The sequence below is a fragment of the Thermoanaerobacterium butyriciformans genome, assembly GCF_017874545.1.
In the GTDB taxonomy this organism is placed as follows: domain Bacteria; phylum Bacillota; class Thermoanaerobacteria; order Thermoanaerobacterales; family Thermoanaerobacteraceae; genus Thermoanaerobacterium; species Thermoanaerobacterium butyriciformans.
Genome location: NZ_JAGGLT010000007.1, coordinates 61,512 through 84,331, shown reverse-complemented (window position 1 = coordinate 84,331; position 22,820 = coordinate 61,512). Strand labels below are relative to the sequence as shown.

27 protein-coding genes and 1 CRISPR repeat array (1 of these 28 only partly in view) are annotated in these 22,820 nt (G+C 32.4%); of the genes, 22 read left to right on the top strand and 5 right to left on the bottom strand.

The genetic code is table 11. From position 1 onward, the window contains the following. A CRISPR array of direct repeats spans nt 1-2,041; the repeat unit is 30 nt; unit sequence GTTTTTAGCCTACCTATGAGGAATTGAAAC; it reaches 117 nt to the left of the window's first position. 81 nt (nt 2,042-2,122) lie between these two features. The 11 genes from J2Z80_RS04385 to J2Z80_RS14975 all read left to right on the top strand — a co-directional run bounded on the left by J2Z80_RS04385 (nt 2,123) and on the right by J2Z80_RS14975 (nt 14,683). Then, nucleotides 2,123-3,100, top strand: a complete 978-nt coding sequence (locus tag J2Z80_RS04385; RefSeq protein WP_209453305.1) for an ABC-three component system protein — start codon at nt 2,123-2,125, stop codon at nt 3,098-3,100. After that, nucleotides 3,087-3,344, top strand: coding sequence for an ABC-three component system middle component 6 (locus tag J2Z80_RS04380; RefSeq protein WP_209453304.1), 258 nt, complete (start codon nt 3,087-3,089; stop codon nt 3,342-3,344). Before J2Z80_RS04385 ends, J2Z80_RS04380 begins: the two co-directional genes overlap by 14 nt. After that, complete coding sequence (locus J2Z80_RS04375) at nt 3,325-5,073, top strand: DUF2326 domain-containing protein (RefSeq protein ID WP_209453303.1); 1,749 nt, start codon at nt 3,325-3,327, stop codon at nt 5,071-5,073. The genes J2Z80_RS04380 and J2Z80_RS04375 overlap by 20 nt, the downstream gene beginning before the upstream one ends. Before the next feature lie 121 nt (nt 5,074-5,194). Next, nucleotides 5,195-6,292 (top strand): hypothetical protein, encoded by a 1,098-nt coding sequence (locus J2Z80_RS04370; protein WP_209453302.1) that lies wholly within the window; start codon nt 5,195-5,197, stop codon nt 6,290-6,292. A 52-nt stretch (nt 6,293-6,344) separates the two neighbouring features. Beyond that, nucleotides 6,345-6,497, top strand: a complete 153-nt coding sequence (locus J2Z80_RS04365; RefSeq protein WP_209453301.1) for a putative holin-like toxin — start codon at nt 6,345-6,347, stop codon at nt 6,495-6,497. A gap of 160 nt (nt 6,498-6,657) precedes the next feature. Beyond that, nucleotides 6,658-6,867 carry a hypothetical protein gene (locus J2Z80_RS04360; protein ID WP_209453300.1) on the top strand — a complete coding sequence of 70 codons (210 nt, stop codon included), beginning with the start codon at nt 6,658-6,660 and terminating at the stop codon, nt 6,865-6,867. 474 nt (nt 6,868-7,341) lie between these two features. After that, a complete protein-coding gene (locus tag J2Z80_RS04355; protein ID WP_209453299.1) occupies nt 7,342-7,569 on the top strand; it encodes a DUF5348 domain-containing protein in 228 nt (75 codons plus the stop codon). A 125-nt stretch (nt 7,570-7,694) separates the two neighbouring features. After that, the gene (locus J2Z80_RS04350; protein WP_209453298.1) at nt 7,695-8,048 is read left to right on the top strand and encodes a type II toxin-antitoxin system MqsR family toxin; all 354 of its coding nucleotides are present in this window, start codon (nt 7,695-7,697) and stop codon (nt 8,046-8,048) included. 13 nt (nt 8,049-8,061) lie between these two features. Then, complete coding sequence (locus tag J2Z80_RS04345; RefSeq protein ID WP_209453297.1) at nt 8,062-8,646, top strand: type II toxin-antitoxin system MqsA family antitoxin; 585 nt, start codon at nt 8,062-8,064, stop codon at nt 8,644-8,646. A gap of 29 nt (nt 8,647-8,675) precedes the next feature. Further along, complete coding sequence (locus J2Z80_RS04340) at nt 8,676-9,701, top strand: stalk domain-containing protein (RefSeq protein WP_209453296.1); 1,026 nt, start codon at nt 8,676-8,678, stop codon at nt 9,699-9,701. A gap of 83 nt (nt 9,702-9,784) precedes the next feature. Further along, a complete protein-coding gene (locus tag J2Z80_RS14975) occupies nt 9,785-14,683 on the top strand; it encodes a PKD domain-containing protein (protein WP_245301137.1) in 4,899 nt (1,632 codons plus the stop codon). Between the two features lie 80 nt (nt 14,684-14,763). Here J2Z80_RS14975 and J2Z80_RS04325 read toward each other — a convergent pair whose 3' ends face one another. Next, nucleotides 14,764-15,315 carry an ImmA/IrrE family metallo-endopeptidase gene (locus J2Z80_RS04325; protein ID WP_209453295.1) on the bottom strand — a complete coding sequence of 184 codons (552 nt, stop codon included), beginning with the start codon at nt 15,313-15,315 and terminating at the stop codon, nt 14,764-14,766. 272 nt (nt 15,316-15,587) lie between these two features. Between J2Z80_RS04325 and J2Z80_RS04320 the strand changes: the two genes are divergently transcribed. After that, nucleotides 15,588-15,878 (top strand): type II toxin-antitoxin system prevent-host-death family antitoxin, encoded by a 291-nt coding sequence (locus tag J2Z80_RS04320; RefSeq protein WP_014757771.1) that lies wholly within the window; start codon nt 15,588-15,590, stop codon nt 15,876-15,878. Next, nucleotides 15,856-16,173 (top strand): type II toxin-antitoxin system RelE/ParE family toxin, encoded by a 318-nt coding sequence (locus J2Z80_RS04315; protein WP_209453294.1) that lies wholly within the window; start codon nt 15,856-15,858, stop codon nt 16,171-16,173. The genes J2Z80_RS04320 and J2Z80_RS04315 overlap by 23 nt, the downstream gene beginning before the upstream one ends. Nucleotides 16,174-16,362: 189 nt before the next feature. On the opposite strand, the gene J2Z80_RS04310 is transcribed toward J2Z80_RS04315, so the two are convergent. Beyond that, nucleotides 16,363-16,743 carry a helix-turn-helix domain-containing protein gene (locus tag J2Z80_RS04310; protein ID WP_209453293.1) on the bottom strand — a complete coding sequence of 127 codons (381 nt, stop codon included), beginning with the start codon at nt 16,741-16,743 and terminating at the stop codon, nt 16,363-16,365. A 566-nt stretch (nt 16,744-17,309) separates the two neighbouring features. Between J2Z80_RS04310 and J2Z80_RS15170 the strand changes: the two genes are divergently transcribed. From J2Z80_RS15170 to J2Z80_RS04295, 3 genes are all read left to right on the top strand, one after another. Then, nucleotides 17,310-17,438, top strand: coding sequence for a hypothetical protein (locus J2Z80_RS15170; protein WP_280953171.1), 129 nt, complete (start codon nt 17,310-17,312; stop codon nt 17,436-17,438). Between the two features lie 68 nt (nt 17,439-17,506). Beyond that, nucleotides 17,507-18,022, top strand: coding sequence for a helix-turn-helix domain-containing protein (locus tag J2Z80_RS04300; protein ID WP_209453292.1), 516 nt, complete (start codon nt 17,507-17,509; stop codon nt 18,020-18,022). A gap of 101 nt (nt 18,023-18,123) precedes the next feature. Next, nucleotides 18,124-18,525, top strand: a complete 402-nt coding sequence (locus J2Z80_RS04295; protein ID WP_209453291.1) for a coiled-coil domain-containing protein — start codon at nt 18,124-18,126, stop codon at nt 18,523-18,525. A gap of 147 nt (nt 18,526-18,672) precedes the next feature. On the opposite strand, the gene J2Z80_RS15275 is transcribed toward J2Z80_RS04295, so the two are convergent. Both J2Z80_RS15275 and J2Z80_RS04285 read right to left on the bottom strand, forming a co-directional pair. Then, nucleotides 18,673-19,260, bottom strand: a complete 588-nt coding sequence (locus tag J2Z80_RS15275; protein WP_349292575.1) for a phospholipase D family protein — start codon at nt 19,258-19,260, stop codon at nt 18,673-18,675. A gap of 205 nt (nt 19,261-19,465) precedes the next feature. Beyond that, entirely contained in the window at nt 19,466-19,849 is a 384-nt protein-coding gene (locus J2Z80_RS04285) for a helix-turn-helix domain-containing protein (protein WP_209453290.1), read from the bottom strand. Nucleotides 19,850-20,003: 154 nt separating this feature from the next. On the opposite strand from J2Z80_RS04285, the gene J2Z80_RS04280 reads away from it, so the two are divergent. The 4 genes from J2Z80_RS04280 to J2Z80_RS04275 all read left to right on the top strand — a co-directional run bounded on the left by J2Z80_RS04280 (nt 20,004) and on the right by J2Z80_RS04275 (nt 20,995). Next, on the top strand, nt 20,004-20,189 hold the full coding sequence (locus J2Z80_RS04280) for a helix-turn-helix transcriptional regulator (protein WP_209453289.1): 186 nt from the start codon (nt 20,004-20,006) through the stop codon (nt 20,187-20,189). A gap of 123 nt (nt 20,190-20,312) precedes the next feature. Then, nucleotides 20,313-20,438, top strand: a complete 126-nt coding sequence (locus tag J2Z80_RS15165) for a hypothetical protein (protein WP_280953170.1) — start codon at nt 20,313-20,315, stop codon at nt 20,436-20,438. Between the two features lie 56 nt (nt 20,439-20,494). After that, a complete protein-coding gene (locus J2Z80_RS15160; RefSeq protein WP_280953169.1) occupies nt 20,495-20,623 on the top strand; it encodes a hypothetical protein in 129 nt (42 codons plus the stop codon). Nucleotides 20,624-20,719: 96 nt separating this feature from the next. Beyond that, nucleotides 20,720-20,995 carry a hypothetical protein gene (locus J2Z80_RS04275; protein ID WP_209453288.1) on the top strand — a complete coding sequence of 92 codons (276 nt, stop codon included), beginning with the start codon at nt 20,720-20,722 and terminating at the stop codon, nt 20,993-20,995. Between the two features lie 8 nt (nt 20,996-21,003). On the opposite strand, the gene J2Z80_RS04270 is transcribed toward J2Z80_RS04275, so the two are convergent. Beyond that, the gene (locus J2Z80_RS04270) at nt 21,004-21,774 is read right to left on the bottom strand and encodes a hypothetical protein (protein WP_209453287.1); all 771 of its coding nucleotides are present in this window, start codon (nt 21,772-21,774) and stop codon (nt 21,004-21,006) included. 129 nt (nt 21,775-21,903) lie between these two features. Between J2Z80_RS04270 and J2Z80_RS04265 the strand changes: the two genes are divergently transcribed. Beyond that, nucleotides 21,904-22,422: a MarR family transcriptional regulator gene (locus J2Z80_RS04265; protein ID WP_209453286.1), complete on the top strand. Its 519-nt coding sequence runs from the start codon at nt 21,904-21,906 to the stop codon at nt 22,420-22,422. Nucleotides 22,423-22,689: 267 nt separating this feature from the next. Beyond that, entirely contained in the window at nt 22,690-22,818 is a 129-nt protein-coding gene (locus tag J2Z80_RS15155; RefSeq protein WP_280953168.1) for a hypothetical protein, read from the top strand. Nucleotides 22,819-22,820: the final 2 nt, after the last annotated feature.

The following is a 22,820-nucleotide window of genomic DNA, read 5'->3' as shown; positions in this document are numbered from 1 at the left end:
TTTTTCTTTGGTTTTGGGTTTTTAGCCTACCTATGAGGAATTGAAACAATACTTTTCCAACTTCTTCTATTTCCATTAGTTAAGTTTTTAGCCTACCTATGAGGAATTGAAACACTTTTCCTGATTTAAACGGAAATATCTTTTATTATGTTTTTAGCCTACCTATGAGGAATTGAAACTGGTGAACCTGGGTACAGTGAAAGCGGTAAGACAACAGTTTTTAGCCTACCTATGAGGAATTGAAACTGGCTCAGTTTAGCCGACTTCTACTCGACAGAATTAAGTTTTTAGCCTACCTATGAGGAATTGAAACAGACTTGCAAGGACAGAAACTACAGCAGCATTTGGCGGTTTTTAGCCTACCTATGAGGAATTGAAACTGTGGATTTTAGCCGCATACGCGGCAATTAAAATAAGTTTTTAGCCTACCTATGAGGAATTGAAACACTGATGATCCACAACTTAAAAATGATCTTTTAAAAGGTTTTTAGCCTACCTATGAGGAATTGAAACAAAAATGAAAAATATGTTGACATACTGGCCCTTATAGGTTTTTAGCCTACCTATGAGGAATTGAAACCCTATGAGTTGTTTAAGAGTTTTGCTGTTGCTTCCAGTTTTTAGCCTACCTATGAGGAATTGAAACGCAAGTCCAGCCATGAAATCCGGCATCCAACTTTCAGTTTTTAGCCTACCTATGAGGAATTGAAACATATTCTCTAGCTTTACTGCATTCGGCATTCCTTGTGTTTTTAGCCTACCTATGAGGAATTGAAACTCTTATATTTATTTTTTAAAATAAATATTCAGAAAATTTTTAGCCTACCTATGAGGAATTGAAACTAGTGCCATCATAGCTGAACACCGCCAATATTGCCAAGGTTTTTAGCCTACCTATGAGGAATTGAAACGGGAATCTCTCATTCATACCAGTTATCAGCGCATTTGTTTTTAGCCTACCTATGAGGAATTGAAACCCAATGCTAATGTTAACCATGTCCAATCTCTATTTCCGTTTTTAGCCTACCTATGAGGAATTGAAACGGCGAATGTAATCCTCGCTTCTTCATATCCTCTTTAGTTTTTAGCCTACCTATGAGGAATTGAAACACACTTTTCCCTCTATTACAATCTCTACATGCTGTAAGTTTTTAGCCTACCTATGAGGAATTGAAACTCATTAATGCCCCCCGTCTGCCACGTTGACTTATTAAGTTTTTAGCCTACCTATGAGGAATTGAAACACAATATACCACTTCTAAAACAATTATTTCTAAATAGTTTTTAGCCTACCTATGAGGAATTGAAACATTGCTAAAAATCGTTCTCCAAAATCAAAAGGAGAATAGTTTTTAGCCTACCTATGAGGAATTGAAACTGATTATTATGTTACAAATATGAGCGCACAACAAAGTTTTTAGCCTACCTATGAGGAATTGAAACGTAGCAGGCGTAAGCAGAGTATTCATTAATGATTATACTTTTTAGCCTACCTATGAGGAATTGAAACTAGCGATAATAAAATTTTTGTATCCAGTAGTTGCTAGTTTTTAGCCTACCTATGAGGAATTGAAACTTTTATTCCTCCTCCCATTGGACGGTTAATATTTGAGTTTTTAGCCTACCTATGAGGAATTGAAACACTCAAACATTAAGAGATAAAATTCTTTCACCAGAAGAGTTTTTAGCCTACCTATGAGGAATTGAAACAAACCATCTCCTAAAACTTCAAATCTCAAATTCCTCCGTTTTTAGCCTACCTATGAGGAATTGAAACTGGTGAGGTCCCCAGCAATCGGCTTCTGTTAAGTTAGTTTTTAGCCTACCTATGAGGAATTGAAACGCAGTAGACCTCGCAGAGATAAGCAATCCGGCAGAAGTTTTTAGCCTACCTATGAGGAATTGAAACACGCCTAAATATTCCGCTATCCCTAATGATATTGTTGTTTTTAGCCTACCTATGAGGAATTGAAACTGGTGAGGTCCCCAGCAATCGGCTTCTGTTAAGTTAGTTTTTAGCCTACCTATGAGGAATTAAATAAAAGCCTTAGCGAACATTCTTTACCTTCTATGGATAAAAAGTTCATCAGCTAAAATTTTTTTAAAGTGGGTGTAAAGTGTTATGACAACATATTTTGATGAAAGTGCTAAAAGACAATTTTTTTTACTAAAATTTAAGGTTATGCTTTTAGAGTCTGATGGAAATGCATTTGAACAATTTGTGAGAAAGTTATTTCGTAAATATGATCCAAATATACGATTTACAAAACCGCAAGGTTCAAAAGGTGATGGTGGCAATGATATGTTCAAACCTCTTTCTGGAGAATATTATCAAGTATATGGTCCGGAATTTTTGTCAGGAACAAGTATTAAAAAAGCCGCAGAAAAGATAATAGATGATTTTGATAAAATATATAGCAATTGGAATATGCACTATCCAATAAAATCATATTATTTTGTTTATAATGATAAGAAAAAAGGTGTGTACCCAGATATATACATAGCTTTAGAAAAAATAAAGAGTAAGTATAATATACAGTGTGATATAATAGATTCGATGAAATTAGAGGAAATTTTTGATACACTTTCAGAAAAAGATAAAGAGGATTTGGTTGGCGTATTATTACTAAATGATGATATAATAAAAGAATTAAATTTTGAAGCTTTAAGTATAGTGATTAAATATATGATGTGTGAAGATATTATTCAGCAACCATTGGATAAATTAAAAGCTATAGATTTTAATGAAAAAATCAAAATTAATGGGTTGAGTGAGGAAATATCGAGAAATTTAAACTATGCTTCTTATTATATTTATTCGTTAGAGGAATATTTTAATTCATTTTCAAGTGACGACATACGTAGTAGAATAGGATATATATTGAATGGATATTATCAAGAATCCAAAGAAATCATTCCTGATAATGAATATGATTGTGGAAATTTGAGGTTTCAATATATATTTGATAAGTGTTACCCAAAAGAAGAAAAAAGTAAAGCAGTAAAAGATGCGTTGTATATTGTATTGAGTTATTATTTTGAAGTATGCAGTATTATGGAGTCTAAAGATGAAGGAGGATCTTATTATGCTTTTTCCTGAAAAACATGTTAGAATAGGAGAATCGATTTTTGGTTTAGCTGCACATATTTTAGGAATACTTGGAAATAAAAAAATAGATGTTTATGATTTGTGGTTAGATTTTAAGAAAATTAATCACAGTAATGAGTTGCCATTTAATCATTCATATGATAATTTTCTTTTAGCAATTGATTTTTTACATCTTATTGGTGTGATAAAAGCTGATGACGAGGGGAGAATTTTTAATGAAATTATTAGAACTTAGAGCAAATCAATCTACTTTTCATACTATTAAATTTAAAGATGGTTTAAATTTTATCATTGGGCGAAGAGAAAATCCTCTTAAGAGTGATTTAAAGAAAACTTATAATGGAGTTGGCAAATCACTCTTAATTTATTTAATACATTTTTGTTTAGGTTCGAGAAATACCAAACCTTTGACCAAAAAGCTTCACACATGGGAATTTACGCTTGATTTTAAAATAGAGGATGATTTTTTTTCTGCAACTAGAAATTGCAGTGATCCAAAGTATATTATTCTAAATAATGAGAAGATAAAAGTAGAAGAGTTTAATAGGCTAATGGGAGAAAAAATATTTTATTTAACTGATGAGGTTCTACCTGGTCTCTCTTTTAGAGCATTAATTTCTAGATTTGTGCGACCAAGTAAAGAGAGTTATTCAAAATTTGATGTATTCCATCCTAAAGAGGATAATTATACCAGATTACTTAATAATGCTTATTTGTTAGGTTTAGATCCTTATCTTATTGAACGTAAGAAGAATATTAAAGAAAAAATGGATTCCATAAAAATGATGATGAAGAATTACAAAAATGATGAAATATTTAAAGAGTATTTTAATGCAAAAGCTGTAAATTTAGATATTGAATTATATGATCTTGAGGAACAGACCAAAAAATTAAAAATTAATCTTCAAGATTTTAAAATTGCAGAAAATTATGGTGAGATTAAAGAAAAGGCGGATAAAGTTAAGCAGGAAATTAATCAATTAGAAAATGAAATAATATTAATGGAGAAACTTATTGAAAATATTAATAAAAGTTTACAAATTACTATAGATGTTTCAAAAGACAAGATAATTAAATTATATGAAGAAGCAAAAGTGCAATTACCTGAAATGATTAAAAAAACACTTAAAGAGGTAGAAGAATTTAATTTATTTATAAAAGCGAATCGAGAAAAAAGGTTGTTAGAACAGAAATTTGGGTTAGAAAAACATATAGATGATAAAAAATCAAAACTTAATGAGCTTTATGGAGAATATAATTCACACATTAAGTATTTAAAAGAACATGGGGCTATTGATGATTATGTTAAGCTTAATGAGTTGTTAAACGAATTAGAAAATAAAAAAGAAAAAATTGAACAGTATAAGACACTTGAACAAGAATATAAAGCCAAAAAGTCGGAATTAAAAATTCAATTTGAGGAGGAAAATAAAAAAACTCAAGACTACTTAACTCAGATTACAAATTACTTAAAGGAACTAAATAACATTTTTAGAAATTTCTCAAGAGAATTTTACAAAGATAAACCAGGTGGCATTGAAATAAAAAATAACATTAAAAATAATAAGACTAGATTTGATATAGAAGTTAAGATACAAGACGATTCATCGGATGGTATAAATGAGGTTAAAGTATTTTGTTATGATTTAACGGTGCTTTCATTGAGACAGAATCATAAAGTTAAATTTTTGTTTCATGACAGTAGATTATTTACTGATATGGATCCACGACAGCGAATAGTATGGCTACATTTAATAAATGAATTTGCATCAAAGAATGATATTCAATATATAGCTTCTCTCAATGAAGATATGTTATTGTCATTGCAAGATAATTGTAGTAAAGATGAATTTGAAAAAATTCTTAAAATAGTCGAAAATAACAAAATACTTACTTTAACAGACAAGTCTCCAGAGTCAAAGTTATTGGGAATACAAATAGATTTAGCTTATGAGGATAATTGATGATTTTTTTAAAACGTGTACGGATTTTTCATTTTCGCTTTGCTCAAAACAAAAATCCGAATTTTTAACGCACCTCTGCTTATATTTGCAGAAGTGCTTTTATTTTTATGGAGGTGAAAATTTGCTTCTATCAATCATTGTTACTAAACAGATGTCAGAGAAGATAAAAGATATTTTGGAAAGTGGAGAAGATATTGTTTTTAAGCATATTGGTAAATTGGACTCTGAAAGCGTGAAAGATGTATTCTACTCAGCTTCAAGAATTTCTTCTGAGGCTATACTTGTAGATATAGATGTTTTTTCAGGAAAGGAGATTGTTTCAGCACTTCAAAGTTTTAGAATATCAAGGCCAAATACAAGAGTGATTATTATTGCTCCTGAAAGAAAACCAGGCGATGAGCTAATTTCTTCTATAGTTGGTCTTGGTATATACGATATAGTTGCAGAGGTAAAAGATTCAGATTGGAATGGGATAATTAATAATGTTTTGCTGTCTACTCCTGCAACATATTCACAGGCTGCAAGGTGGCACACGGGGCAGTTTATAAATGATGGCAAGCGAAATAAAGAAAGAGTAGTAATAGAGGAGAGACATTCTGGTATAATTGTCATAGCAGTTGCTGGTACTGCACATGGTTTGGGATGTACTCATACAGCTTTTTCTTTGGCTTCTTTTCTATCACGCTTAGGTCATTCTGTAGCAGTTATAGAGGATAGCCAAAGACCTGTGTTCTCATATTTCACAAATATTTTAAGAGCGAAAGAAGGGAAAGTTAAAGGATCGTATGTTGCTCATGGAATAGATATTTTTGCATTAGATGAAAGTAAAGGCAGAGATGAGTGGAATTTTGATACGTTGTTTAGAGAAATTAAGGCGGGACAATATGAATATGTGATTAGAGATCTTGGAGTTTTAGATTCATCAAGGATGAGAGAGATTTATATGGCAGATGAGGCTTTTATTGTAGCGTCGGCTGCTAAATGGAGATGGCACGAATGTATTGATAAGTTTGACAATGAATATAGTATCATCTTTCCTTTAGCATCAAAGAGCGATGTGGATGAGTTTTCTTTTTATACATGTATTAAAGGAACACCTTTTCCTCATTGTCCCAATCCATTCAGTAAAGATAATGATTCGGTTATTTTAAAGCTACTTGATCCGGTATTGCCAAATAGACGAAGAAAGAGAGCTTTCTTTGAAAAGTTACTTGGTTAGAAACAGATTTTGCATTCTTATATTGTAGATATCTAAGTTATTGTGGTATTATATGGATAGAGTAATCGGATATAGCAGGGTGTGGTTGCCACTTTCCCGCGAAGGGAGGTGGTTGCTTATGATGAATACATATGAAGCATTGTCTTTAATGATAATGTTTGGAATGTTCGTCATAGCAATTCTTACTTTTAACAGAAAAAAATAACCACCCTGCTGCAACCAGAGTGGTTATAACTTTATAACTTACGCTGGGCGACCGCACTTTGCGGTGCTGATTACTCTCACTTATATTATAACACGATGAGCATAAAAGTAAACAATATTTTAGAGTTTCGTTCTTGGTCTAATAAAGGTGGGATTTATAAATGATTTTGAGAAAGCGGCTAAAAAATAGTAGAGTTGGGTATCAACTTATTTTTGTTGGTGCTTTACTGATTTCTTTTACAGAAATTATTAGAAGATACATTGCAGTTGGAGATTTTGTAGATGGACTTTGCATAGGAATAGGTATTGGGTTAGAAATCTTAGGAATCATAGTTCTAAGGAAATCCAATAATCATCAAAGAGTGTCCTAACAGTAAATTGATACAAAGATGGCTTTAATTATAGATCAGAGCAAAAATGATACAATATAAAATTTATAATTAATAGTGCGGATTTTTCATTTTCGCTTTGCTCAAATCAAAAATCTGAATTTCTAACGCACCTCTGCTTATATTTGCAGAAGTGCTTTTATTTTTTTTCGTATATTTTTATGGTCTTTATATGGAAAGTACTCTTATGAGTACTTTTTTAAAATTTGCCTCCCGCTTTTTGGATTATACGCCTGCTCGGTTTACGGTCAAGAGGTTCGCATTCGCCGTGTGAGCATATCCTCCTTCAGCTTCGCTTCAGTCCGGTATCCCTCCCACGCTTCTTGACCTCCAATTCGCAGGCTCTGTTTTTATTCCCTGCCGGGAGGCAAATTTGATTTTTAATTTTAGCATAACTTTGGGTATTAGTAATAGGCTTGTATCAATATTATGATTTCGAGAAGGAGGATATGGATTATGGAAGTGATTAACGGTTTTGTTAAATGGAATTATGAGACGGACAGGTATAACATAGGAGGGTATGATCTACATTCTGGTGATTTCGTGGATTTATGGGACAATTGGAGTCTTAGATGGATATGTGGCAGAGTTGAGTTTAAAGACGGTAGGTATGTATTATTGACAATAGATAAGGAAATTAAAGAGATTTCTTTAAACCAAAAAGCAAGATTTTATAATATTTAGAGCAATTTATAAGTTCTTGATTTAGCTATGAGTATGTGATATGTGTAAATTTTATAAAAAATACAATCATATGATTGCAAATCCAATTAAAATTTAGTAAAATATATATGAAGGGAGAATTTAATATGACTCAAATTGAGGATATAAAAGAATTCCTTAATGAAGCTAAGAGTCTTATGAAGTCGGGATCTTTTGATTTTGTTCCACGAAAAAAGAATATGGATTCAATTAAGACTACAAGTTTGAGAATTAGGCATGTTAAAGAGATTATTTTAGATTTGAATTATAAAAATTATTATAGAGGTCCTGATGATGATATAGGTAGTAATAGACAGGGGGTTGTATGGGAATTTGGGTATGAGATTGACGGCATAAATTTTTATATAAAACTGAAAACTGAAAAAAGAGGCGAAAAAGAGTGTTTAGTGTGTCTTTCTTTTCATATAGCAGAACAGCCGTTATATTATCCATATAAATAGGAGGTGTGTAAGAATGAAGAGATTTTGCCCTGTATGTAATATAGAACAAGAAACAAATGTAATTGAAAAGGAAGAAATATCGAATGTTAGAGGGGATGAAATAAAATCTTTAGCAAGAATAAGAATATGCTGCGTGTGTGGTGAGGAATTGTTTGATGAGGAATTAGATGAGGCAAATATAAAAAGGGTTTATGATATATATAGAGAAAAACATGGCATACTTTCATCGGAAGAAATAAAAAACATAAGAGAATGTTATGGGCTAAGTCAGAGAGTATTTGCCAGGCTTTTAGGTATAGGTGAAGCTTCTATTGCAAGATACGAAACCGGAGCTCTACCTGAAAAGTCTTTGAGCAATATGATAATGCTTTTAAAAAATCCCAAAAATATGAAGAAACTTCTTGAAAAAAATGAAGATGTTTTAAATCATAAGGAAAAGATAAGGCTTCTCTTGAAATTAGAAGAAATAAAAGTAGATGAAGAAGAAAGCGCTATAAAAATTCCTAAAGAACTTTACAACATACTGGAAGAAAAAGCTAAAAGAGAAGGAAAGAGTACCGATAAATTTATTGAAGAAATTTTAAAGAAGGTTATTTAAAAAATCCAAATAGAAAGGAGTTTTTATAAATGAGAAAAACTGTTTCTATGGTTATTGCATTTTTATTAATCTTTTTATCGATTCCTGCTTTTGCTTTAGCTTCAAGTCAAAGTGATGAACTACCTTATCAAGAGTGGATAGATAAAGGCTGGATAAAAGCAATATCACCTGATGAAAATGGCCATGATAAATTGGGATGGTATAGTATTATGCCGGGTAAAGAAAAAGAAATAGCATATAGCGATGAGCTTAAAAATACGGACAGATTGATTGTAATTGGTGGCAGCTTTGATTATAGCAACATGCCATTTGAAGAATATATAAAGTACTATAATACAGAAGGTTTAAGTAATGTAGGTCTGATTGATTTAACCACAAAGATTGAGGAAAATGGACAAGGATATTTAGCAAATGACTTTATAGGTACTGTAAGATATAATCATCCAGATACTTTTAAAATGAAGCTTTGGAAACAATTTACAGTTAGCACAATTACAATAAACGGTGTTGATTGGCAAAAAACTCCTTACAAGGATGTTATATTGCAAGCACTTTACAGTAGATGGGAAGGATTAAAAGATCCTGCATACAATAGATATTTGATTGATCCTAAGTGGAATGGATATACTGAAGAATGTATATATAATTGGGATGGAGTAGATGTTTGGATTGGAAAGAATGACATTACTGTAAGATACGAGCTTAAAGAAAATAAAGGGAAACTGCCGATAGAAGTCATATCTGATAATGGCGTATCAATGATACCGCTTAGAGGTGTAATGGAGGAATTAGGTGCAACAGTTGATTATGACTCTAAGACACAAGAAATAACCATAAAAGATAAAGGGAAAACTGTGGTGTTAAAAATAGGTTCTGATAATGCAGTAGTAGATGGAAACACTGTTAAAATGCCAAGAAAAGTGTATATTAAAAATGGTTATACAATGCTTCCTTTAAGGTTTGTGGCGGAAAATTTAGACCATGCAGTACAGTATTTAGACGATGGTACAATAATGATATGGAGGGCGAAATATACTACACCTCCAAGTATATAAATATTTTGCTTGATTTATAGAAGCTTCATATAAAACTGAGGCTTCTTTTTTTATAGAAAAAATTTAAGAGGGAGTTGATACTTTTGTTAAAGCGATTTAAAAGAATTTTATCTATTATCACTTTAATTACTTTTTTGACAGGATTAATTTACATACCTAAAACTAAAAATGTTTATGCTGCAGTAATAGATGATTCAGGTGATTTGAATTTAGCTATTGATACTCCTGTAACGCTAAATCCTAGTAGATCGTATAATTATTTAGTCCCCAATCCAATACCTCAAAAACCTAACGATAAGAAACTTTACTCAGGTAAGTGGAATGTGATGGTAGATGGCACACTTTCAGGATATGACAAGGTGGTAAGACACATCTATGCAGGTGGTAGTGCAGAACAATACAATTTCATAAAGTATAGTACCATACAACAGTGGATAACAGCATTTGGTGGAAATCCATCTTTCGTCAATACATATTTAAGTCAAATCAAGCTTAATATATCAGGTTCTGATCGTGTATATATTAGATACATTACTGAGCTATGTGGTGCTCATGTAACAGGATATAAGGTATTAGATGAGAAGGGAGGCAAAGGAGAAGTATATGTTGCTACAACGAGGCCTCCTTCTGCAAACATATCTATTTCACCAACAAATCCTAAGGAAAATGATAATGTAAAGATTATGGTTTCTGGAATATCGTTTTTTAACTTTTGGAATAGTGATTTGAAAAGCACGTTAGGACTTCAAGATAAAGTCGTATATACAGTTGACATAGATGGACAAAGAGTTATTAGTGCTAAAACGTTGTTAAATCAACAAAATTTTACTGATACAATTACAAAGACTTTTTCTGCAGGTCAACATACCGTAACTTTATATACACAAGATGCGGTAGGCAGGATTACGAGAAAGGATTACACCTTCTCTGTAACTGCTGCTACAAAACCTCCTCTTCCTCCAGGAAATATACAGGCGGGAATAAACCTTACATTAGATCCATCATCTCTTAAAGCAGGAACGTCAGGAAATGTAAATGCAACCATTGATGCCAGTTCTTCAGTGTCAAGTGGTACAGGACCTTTTGGTGTAAGATTTTGGCTTCAAGTGAATGGAGTTGATTTGCTTGGTTCAGATGGTACTGTGCTGCAGGATTTAACATCTCTTTCAAAGGCAAAATATACAAAATTAATAGTTAATGCAAAACCGGGAGATAAAGTTTGGGCAAAAGTACGCGTTTATGACCAAAGTATAAATAAATCTTCGGAAGCAGAAACGACAAAAATAATTGGTCAATATGAAGATGTGCCAACACCGGAACCTACACCTCCACCAGCTCCGACACCTGTACCGCCAGTTGCTGGGATAAATGCGCCATCAGAAGTTATACAGGGTGATGATGTTAGAATAAGTTCTTCAAGTTATGATACTGATGGGGTTATAACAAATTATAACTGGACATTTAATCCTTCAATCGGTATTGAAGGCTCTATTTCGGGTGACAGCGGTACACTATCATTTAGTAATGTTGGAACATATACTATTAAGCTTACTGTAACAGACAATGATGGATTAAAAGACACTGCAGAGAAGACGATAGAAGTGAAACCTGCTGTTCCTGAAGCGTTTTTTGATTATGCAGGTGCTTTGAAAGAAAACAGGAAGGTAGTGTTAGATGCGTCAGGCAGCTATACATCACCCAAATATCCAATGGTATGGGATGCGACAGAATGGGATATAACATCTGTAAGCAGTGGATTAACGCAGGATGATATAAAGATAGTGTCATCAACGGATATGAAGACAAGAACGGTTCTTTTTAAGAAAGCGGGAGACTACAAAGTAAGAGTAAAGGTAAAGAATAGTGCAGGAAATTACTCTGACTGGTATGAAAAAATTTTATCGATTGGCTCGGATTTGCCGCCGGTTGCGGATTTTTTTGTGATGACGACGGTACTGAGAGACCCCCAAAATGGGAATAAGGCGAAAATAGAGCTTATAGATTCATCCTATTCTTCCGACGGTGACTATATATCGCAGAGGATATGGAGGTATAAATACGATTCTAACAATAACGGCAGCTTCGACGATGAAAGTTGGGCCACCTTGGACAGCGGCAATAATATAAACCCTGTCCTTTATACGACGCATGTGGGAAAATATTTATTTGAGCTTTCCATAAAAGAGAGCTTTGGAGAAGACACAATAGGTGAATTTATTTCCCCTTCGGACTACAGGACGGACGATACTTCGGATAAGTCAATAAACGACAAAATATGCGAGGTTATAAACTTACAGCCTGTTGTAGATTTTGAAGTGCTGAAAAAGCCTAAGATAGATGTAGTATTTACAGTAGGGAAAACAAATTCGAGTAAGACTCAAAACTTAAACAGTAAGATAAACAGCATCATTCAGACTAAACTTGCCGCAAAAAATATAGATGCGCGCATAGAGGCGATAGAAACGGCAACGACTTCTACCCAGACTCAAGACCCTTCCGCTATTTTTTCAAATTGGGTAAGTTTCTACGTCGGCAATTCTGGGACGCCGCCTTCAAACGCATGGAGTTACGACAGCAGCTTAAATGCCGTTGTCTGCAATGTCGGCAGCAGGCCCGCGGTCGGCTGGTATAAACCAAACGCGTTTTCTACGAAAGACTTAACGGTGAACTATAAGCTTGGGATACGCAATGATGCTACAGAATTTGAACACGGCGAAATGGGATTCATGTTTCGGATGAAAGACGTGAATAATTACTATGTATACATTATAGATAACCATTCCGCCTGCGGAAATGTGCGTTATGATCAGAGAAGCGTGCTTGCAAAAGTGGTAAATGGCGGTTTCCAGGTGGTAAAAACCGGCGGGTCTTTTCCATACTTCTATCGTGGGCAGACTTGGAATGTGAGGATAGAGGTTAAGGGCAACAATATCAAGATATACAGGGATGGTAGCCTCGATATTGAATGGACTGACACGGACTCAAATTACTACAGTCAAGGAAGCTATGGATTTTACGTCTGGGACCAGCCCAGTGCGTATTATAAGGACATACAGATTACTACCGAAAGTATAAAAACATTAGACGAAGCCTTAAAGACCACCACATGGCGGGACAACTCAGTTCGTTTTCTGGTAAATATAAGCGACGTAGAGCTTCCTGAATTAAATGATCCGCTCAAATTGGGTGACATCCTATCGAGAATACTTTCGGCCAATGCTTATTTCATAGGCCTCGGCATGGATACCAATAAAAGCCAATATCAGACCTTTATATCAAAGAATGACGGTAAAGGCACATTTTTCTACAATACAAATATGGACACGGCGCTCAACCAGGCTGTTGACTACATTATAAGCATTGTTGAGTCCATGCCGAAGCTTCTTGAGCAGTATGTACTGCTTGGCGAGGAAGTTAGCTACAACACTTACTACAATGACCCGGAAAATGATACAAAATATCAGGAGCGATGGATGTACCTGCATGACCCAAATTACTTTGAAAATAGCCTCGGCCTTGCGACATTCAGTGGACAGTATCTTTCCAGTCCTGTAACTGTATTTGATAAAGTTGGTAAATATGAGGTTCAGTATCAGGCGAGAGATAATCCTAAAGATGACAATAGATTTGATAACTACAGATTGTGGAGCTATAAGCCTCTAAGCAGCATGTATATATATGTTCATAGAAGACCCATTGCACAGTTTGCTGTATCTATGACGCCCAGCGGTTCTAATTATGTTGTTTCAATTGCTGATCAAAGCTATGATCTTGATCATATGTCACTGTCAAACAAAGGTATTCACGCATGGGAATGGAAATGGAAAGAAGTAAATGAAGCATCGTGGCACGATGGTAAAATGTCAGGCATTTTTCCTGTAGGATATACTTATTTGGTATACCTTAGAGTACAAGATTTAGAAGGAGCATGGAGTGAACCTAAAGTGCAGACAATAACGACGCAGAATATAAATTTACCGCCTGTTGCACAGTTTACTGTTAATCCTATTACACAGGTTATTAATAAGACAATTAACATAACTGATCAAAGCTATGATCCAAATGGCGATCCTATTGCAGAGTGGCAATGGAGAGTACAAAAGACTGACGGGACGTGGATAAATTATGGCGGTACGATGCCAAATAATATCTCTTCACTGGGTATTGGGACATATACGATAGAGCTTAAAGTCAGAGATAATCCTCGCATTGGTACACCATTATGGTCAGAGCCATACACACAGACTGTAACTATTATACCGGAGAACAATAAGCCTGTGGCCAGATTTACAATAAATCCAAATCCAGTAGTAGCTGATGAATTATATTCAATAGACGACACAAGCTATGATCCAGACGGAGATCCAATTGTGGCTAGAGAGTGGAAGGTTCAAAAGCCTGACGGGACATGGGTAACAATAAGCGAGTGGAAGCCCACTTTTGAGGAAATGGGATTTGGAGATGACGGGACGTATAAGATACAACTAAGAGTATTAGATGACCCAACAAGTAGAAATCCAAATCTTACACCGATGTGGTCGGATCCATATACAGTTACAGTACAAGTTCAAGGAAAGCTTATTGTTATCGGAAGTTCGAACAAGACCACATACAAAGCTGGCGAAGCAATGATTTTATATGCACATACGGAAGGGAAAGCTTACCGGGTAGAAGCAAAGATGTGGTATTCTAAAAATGAGTTTACTACTTCTAATGTTACGACTTTGACATCAGATATTACTTTAACTAATCCACCACAAGATGTGATGACATGGCATACAAAACATACAAAGGCAGAAGGAAGGGATATTGTAGTAATAATTCCTAAAGATATGGCTGATGGAACTTACCAGATAGTATTTACTGCGTATAAACAAGTTCTAAGTGGTGGAATAAAGACTGTGACGGATACCATTACTGTAAGAGTTAAAGGTTCAATATATGACCATTCAAAATCAGAAATAATTGGACCAAAGATTTAATATTAAAGCCCTGTATGGAGTAACTGCTCTATACAGGGCATAATTTTTTGTAATCCATTGATTTTTTGTAGTATTTACATTCATATTATTCTTTTATATATTTCTTCATCTGTATTATTATTTATAATTATATTTTTTAAATCATCTTTTCTGAAATATAAGCTATATACTAATAAGTTATATTCTCCGCTGTCAATTAGTGCTTTTGTTAAATTTTTTCTAAATTTTACAAGCTCTAATGTTACTCCGAAATCCTGCGACAGTTCATAATCATTTTCTTCTAATTCAAGATGCTTTTCAAAAATGCCGATTGGCATTAAAAAATATGCTGCAAAGGCTTGAGCCTCCATTTCATATTTATTTTTATTTGGCAGATATTCAATATTTCCACATTGATAAGTAAAATGTCCATATTCGTGCACAATAAAAGAACGATAATCGCGCATGTTATCAGGTTTATTCATATAAATTGCATTATCTATTATTACTGCATTTTTAATAGAATCTGTAAATTCAATTTCAAGGCCTTCATTTTCAATTATGTATTCAATTATTTCAGTATTAATAGGGAAGTTGATAATATTATATTTTAATAGCAATTTGTTAGCTTTTTGTGCCATAGTGTAGTACATAGCTTGTCCTCCTTTTAATGCAAACTTACGTTTGTATATGAATAGTTTATCATGAGTATTAAAAATATTCAATAATTTTTTTACGAAGACAGATGAAATGAAAATAATATTATTCACATACTTCCTAGATACTATAATTGTAAACTGACAATCCTAAATAGTGTAAAGAAAAGCAAAATAAAAAAATACTTCTATAATAAGAAGAATTAATTGATATCATAGCATGAAAAGAGTATAATATGATTAGAATATTACTATAAGGAGTTGATATCATGCAGATTAAACCGTCCGCAAGCATCAGGCAGAATTACAATGAAATTGCGGCTTTATGCAAGTCTACCGGAGAACCTGTTTTTCTTACTAAAAACGGGGAAGGTGATCTTGTTGTCATGGATATAGAGGCATTTACCCGCCGTGAAAAAATGCTGAAGTTGCGCGAAGAATTGCTGGCTGTCGAGGAAGACCGTTTGGCAGGACGTACCGGGGTTACACCGGATGAACTGGACAGCTATCTGGACAGCATTATTGATGAGGTGGAGCATGGAAAAGAAGGTTCAGTATAATGTGATTGTTTCCGATCGTGCCCGCCAAATGTTGGCGGGCCATGTCCGCTTTCTGGCACAGAAAAGTCCTACTGCCGCCCGTAAGGTAAAAAATGGCTTAATGAATGCTATCCGTTCTCTGCATGAAATGCCGGAGCGTTTTCCATTTCTGGAGGTAGAATTTATCCCTTCGAATAAATATCACAAGATGTTCGTAGAGAAACGGTATTTGATTTTGTATCAGATTAAGGACCAGACAGTGTACGTTGATTATATAGTTGATTGCAGGCAGGATTATGGGTGGCTGATACGGTAATAAGGAATTTTGAGGGTTATATAAATCTTTTACTTTAGCAAAAGAAAATGAATTTTATATCTAAACTTTTTTATTTTGCCACTAAATAAATCTATTAATTATAGTTAATATAAGAGGATAAAACTTTTGTTGATTATTAACAAATGGCTTTATTTGTATCACTTCCTTTTAAAAAATAATGCCAAATTTTTATCCTTTTTTCTTTTGCTTTTCTCTTTTTGCTTTTATGACTTCAAGCAGAGTAATAACATTTTCTTTTTCTTCATCAGTCATATTAGGAAGATCATAAAATGCCAAAAGAACATCGGGACCTAATTCCTGCATGACTTTGTGAAGCCTTTCATCGACGTCATTTGATACATCTATGTTTCTCTTATCTGTTCTACCCAATAGATAATCTACCGATACGTCGAAGAAGTCGGCTATTTTTTGAAGTATGTCTGGAGGAGGAGTTCGTTGTTCATTTTCGTAGTAACCTATTGCTCTATCTGAGATGCCTAAATATGATGCTAAAGATTTTTGCGTTAATCCTTTCTTTTTTCTTAATTCTTTTATTCTTTTGCCAAACATATGCATTCACCACTCTTTATTCTTAAATTCTATTATAACATAATGTTCGATTCTCTTTGCTAATACGAACAAAAAGTTCTTGACATAGAACTATATGTTCGATATAATACAATTAGATATAGAACAAAATGTTCTGAATAAGTAGAGGAGAAATTGGGAGGAATGATAATTTATAATAAACAAAATTATATAATCCAAATCACATGCAATAAATTATTCTATAAAAACTATGACTAAAATTGTTTATTAACTTTTTATTACAAGTAATAAAACTTTTGCTGATAACCGAACAAATAGTTCTAAAATATTATTAAAACTCATATTGAATACAAAATAATTTAATTGTGTTCTGATTTTTTAAATTTAAAGAAAAAGAGCGGCATTCTCATGAAAGTAGCGATTGTAAGAGCTACAATAACGCGAGAAAAGCTTATGGCAGATAATTTTGTACCTGACAGTGAAGAAATAATCGACTATGAAGAAGTAGACGAAGAAGAGTAGATCGTTAGCTGAGCTATTGTATAAAAGAATTAAAAAGATGTATGAAGAAGGGCAGGTAGAGAATAATGTGGGTGGAATTCAGGCCAATCAAGAATAAAGATCTGTTAATAAGAATAGCAGATGGACTTATGAGAATAACGCCAACAAGGATAGAAAAAGTAGGCGAAGGTTGGAAACTGATGATAAAAACTTAATATATAGCCGTAGTATGTCCAAAAATTGTTAGCAAAAAGTCAACTTAAATGAAAAGAGGGATTATTAGATGTGTGATAAAGATAAAGTTTATGCATTGTACTTTTTAGAGAAAATGACATGCACAGAGATAGCTAAAGAAGTTGGCGTAACAAAGCAAGCAGTATCGAAGATATTGAAGCAGTTTCCTGAATATGCAGAAGAAAAAGAGCGAAAGAAGCAGGAGAATAAAGTTAGGCATAATAAAGAGACAGGAGAATATGTTAAGCAAAAGAGGATGAAAGAAAGAGAAGAAGAGGAAGGCCTTATAGCAGGGATGATGGAGCTACAGAGACAGAATGCAGTGTCAATGTCAAAGAAAAGGACGCTAAGCGATGATGCACTGGTAAAAAGCTGTATAAATCATTACAGATATGAGCCAAAGAATGAAAGAATAGTATTTATAGAAGACTTTGGACGTAAGCCTGCTGATTTGCCAAAAGCAATAAAAGTACATAAAAAGATCTTAAATGGATCTTATGAGTATATGCAAAACATAGAGGATGAGAAATGGATGAGCATGACAGAAAAGAGAGCTTTAAGATAGACTAAAATAAGTCTTAAATACTATTGAATTTTCAAATTTTATGCTTTAAAATAAATTCATAGAAAGAAATCTCCGAACTAAAAAAGTGAGGGTTTTTATTGATGGATGAAGAGAAAATTCTTTTTTTATTAGAAAAAATTAGCGACAACATGGGAAACTTAAATGAAGCAATAATTGATTTAAAGTCGGAAGTATATACTGTAAAGGAAGAAATGGCTGATTTAAAGACAGAAGTATATACTGCAAGGGAAGCAATAACTGATTTAAAGTCGGAAATATATACCGCAAAGGAAGAAATAAAAAAACTTGGTACCAAAATTGACAGTGAGATAACCGACAAAATAAGAGCTTTATTTGATGACAGGCAGGTTATGCATGAAAAAATTGACAAAATAAATGAAAAGATCGACAGAATTCAAATAGATGTGAATAACATGACAATTAAAACATTGTATCATGATAATAAAATAGTAGAATTAAGCAAAAAGCTGGGAAATAGATAGTCTCAGCTTTTTCAATGTTTTTTATGAATAGCGAAGGCTTCTCATCGTATAGATGAGGCTTCCTTTTAATTATCATTGATGTTTCTTGCTATTATGCAACTTTTAATTCTGTTTTAATATAAAAATCGTTTCTTAATAAAATAATATCTAGTTTATAGGCTCACCGTGAATTATACGTCCCCACAATGATATATCAACTTGTCTGCATGATATATTTGTTATATAATCGAAATAATCAGAGAGTTTTTTCACAACTTTTTCATCTTTTATAGTTATACATGATTCATAATTATCAAAAAGTCCTTTTCTTGTAAAATTTAAGGAGCCTAAAAAAGCATATGAATTGTCGATTATATAAAGTTTATAATGCAAAAAAAGTTCATCATCATTTATAAATTTTATAAAAAAAGGAGTAGTATAACTATAGGTATAGGTTCTAATAGATAATATTTTTTTTCTTAGAAATAATATTAAGATCACAGAAATCATATAAACATATGGTGTTAAAGTAAAAAGATTAATATTTTTTGTTGCTAAAAGCACAATAGAAATCAAAGTATAAATAATAAGTATTAAGGTTAAATAAACAGTAAAATTATATAAGCTTTTGCGTTTGTTTATGGCATCTTCATCAGTATTACGATTTTGCAAAATTAATTTTCTTAATAAAATGGAGTTTTTGGGATACCGAAAATCGTCAATTTTAGCAGAGGAAATTAATTTTATATCTTTCACAGTTTCTTTTTTTTCTAATAACAAATCAATAAGTGATGGACTAACATAAGGCGATAAAATTTTTATTGACTTTTCTGATTTTTTAATGCGATTTTCAATTATTTTACCTGCATTTTTACCAATTATATATCGAACAATTAACTTGATTGTCGACAAAAGGACTTATATATTTTATATTCATGATTATCTTAATTTTCCCCCTTTATTATTCTTTTTTCTTTTTCTTCTCTCTTTTTGCTTTTATGACTTCAAGCAGAGTAATAACATTTTCTTTCTCTTCATCAGTCATATTTGGAAGATCATAAAATGCCAAAAGAACATCGGGACCTAATTCCTGCATGACTTTGTGAAGCCTTTCATCGACGTCATTTGATACATCTATGTTTCTCTTATCTGTTCTACCCAATAAATAATCCACCGATACGTCAAAGAAATCGGCTATTTTTTGTAGGGTTTCATAATCAGGTTCACGTTTATCAGATTCATAGAATGAAATTGTTGATTCTCCAATCGAAAGTATCTTTGCTAATTCTGCTTGTGTTAAGTTTTTCTCTAATCGGAGTGTCTTAAATCTTTTACCAAAGCTCATCCAATTACACCACCTAAATATTATTATAACTTTACAAATAGCAAAGTCAAATAAACTTTGCAAAATAAAAAATTATAATTTATAACTTGACAAAATGCAAAGACAAATCTATAATAATATCAAGATGACAAATTGCAAAGTTAGGAGAGTATGTATGTACAAACTAAAAGAAATACGAAAAAGTATGGGGTATACGCAATTATATATGGCAAAAAAACTTAATATTTCAGAAAGCTACTATTCACAATTAGAAAATGGCAATAGAAGAATGCCGTTATCAATAGCGCTTAAAATTGCTAAGGTGCTAAATAAGTCTTTTGAAGATATTTTTTTGCCATAAAACTTTGCACTTTGCAGATATAATAATATATTAAATTTAAATCATTAATTCGACACAAAGTCTGAATATCCTTCTATAAACAAGAAAAATGAAAGGAAATTTTATGATGGGAGAGATGCTTATATGAAAGTAGCAATCGTGAGAGCTACAATAACGCGAGAAAGGCTTATGGCAGATGATTTTACTCTAGACAGTGAAGAAATAATCGGCTATAAAGAAGTAGACGAAGAAGAGTTTTATAGCCATTAGCTGAGCTATATATACAAGAATAAAAGAGATGCACGATGAAAGGAAGGTAGATAATAATGTGGGTAGAATTTAGGCCAATCAAAAATAAAGATCTGCTGATAAAGATAGCAGATAGGCTAATGAGAATGACGTCAACAAGGATAGAAAAAGTAGGCGAAGGCTGGAAACTGATGATAAAGACATAATATATAGCCGTAGTATGTCTAAAAGTTGTTAGCAAAAAGTCAACTAAACATAAGTGAAATTGTGTATAACTCATTTTTAGAAGGGGATGATTTTCAATGAAAAAATTTAAAGGTTTTGAACCCGGAACTATCATATTAATTATAATTACTTTATTTGCTTTTCTAATACTGAATATAATTTTTTATGTAGCTATTCAAGGAATTCCGGGTATAAAAATATTACCGTCAATTATTGCATTTTTAGTAATGCAGATAAATTTTGTTGCTTTTTTATTCATCGGTAGAAATTTTTTTATACCACCATCTTATATTTTACTATCATTTCTATCTTCTATTTTATTAGCCGTGATTACATATAGTTTATTGATATAAATAATTCATTATGTATTTTTTTGTCTTTTAAAATGGGTGATATAGATAATATTTCTTGCTTTTTTATTTTTTTTCTCAATTAATTTGGTTTTTGTATACTGAACATATTTAATTTGATAGTCAAACATATGAATATAATATAAATTATATGATTTGAATATTTCTGCTAAAAGATAGAGAGTAAACAATATAATAACATAAACCGCACTGAAAATAAAAATACTTTCGTAAAACGTGTTTAAATTTGGGAAAACTGTACCTATATCCTTATTAATTGAAATTCTAAATATTTCAGAAAGTGTATTAGCAAAAAAACCAACTAAAAAACTTATAATCTGCATTGTTCCATTTATTATATTTGGCATATTAGAAGCGCCAATCTCTTTTTCTAAGACGTCCTTATTAGTGCTACTTTCAAAAATTATTCTAGATAAATGGTCTATTGCTAAATCCAGTGATGAGTACTCAGCAAGGATTTTACCAATTTTATTTTGGATTATAACTTTGTTTAGATTTTTCGAGCAAGTTTCAATTAATACTGACATTAGTAAAAAAGCGATGAACAAAAATAATGATAATAGAAGATTTGTTGTTTGAAACTGATTAGTTATCATGTAAATAATTAAAGTTTTAAGAAAAGCTAGAACAACTATTATGACGGCTACATATCTCATTATACACAAGCATAGTGGATGACATTTTGAAAAGAGAATAAATTTAGATTGCATTTTATTAGCTTCTATATATTTGCTAAAAAAATTTTTTACTTTGTTTATCATTTAAAAACACCTCTTATACTTAAAATCATGCCAAGATCAAATTTTATATTTCTTACACTCCTGACTTGTTTGGCTACCATATATTATCGGAAAATTTTTTTGAAACTAAAATAAAAAGGGGGCCATGAGATGTGCGATAAAGATAAAGTTTATGCATTGTACTTTTTAGAGAAAATGACATGCACAGAAATAGCGAGAGAAATTGGCGTAACAAAGCAAGCAGTATCAAAGATATTGAAGCAGTTTCCTGAATATGCAGAAGAGAAAGAGAGAAAGAAGAAGGAGAATAAAGTTAGACATAATAAGGAGACGGGTGAATATGTGAAGCAAAAGAGGATGAAAGAAAGAGAAGAAGAGGAAGGCCTTATAGCAGGGATGATGGAGCTACAGAGGCAAAACGCAATGTCGATGTCAAAGAAAAGTACGCTAAGCGATGACGCACTGGTAAGAAGCTGTATAAATCATTACAAATATGAACCAAAGAATGAAAGAATAGTATTTGTAGAAGACTTTGGACGAAAGCCGGCTGATTTGCCAAAATCTGTAAGTGTGCATAAGACAGTTTTAAATGAATTCAGGCTTTATTCGCAGAAAATAGAGAATGAGAAATGGATGAGTGAAACGGAGGAGAAGGCATTAAGTAAATAACACTTTATTTTTTACCGTTAAAAAAATAAAAACAATTAAAGGGAAAATAAAGCCTTGAAGGCTTTATTTTTTTATCTAAAATGTAAGGAAATGAAAATTTGATTATTCATATGCAGCCGACATAGGAATTGGTCTCTTTTGTTTTTCATAAACTTACATTATTTTATTAATGATATCAGCAATAAAGTAATAATTTTAAATATTTGCAAGTGTACAATCTATAAACTCATATATTTATAACAAATGAAATGCAAGGGGGTTATAAAAATGGATAAAAAGAAGGATAAAGATGAAAAGTCCGATGATAAAATACTTATTATGCGTGAGTTTAATGATAAGGGTAAAAAACTTGATGATTTAATAAAACAAATTATTAAACAAGCTGTAAATTCGTGATA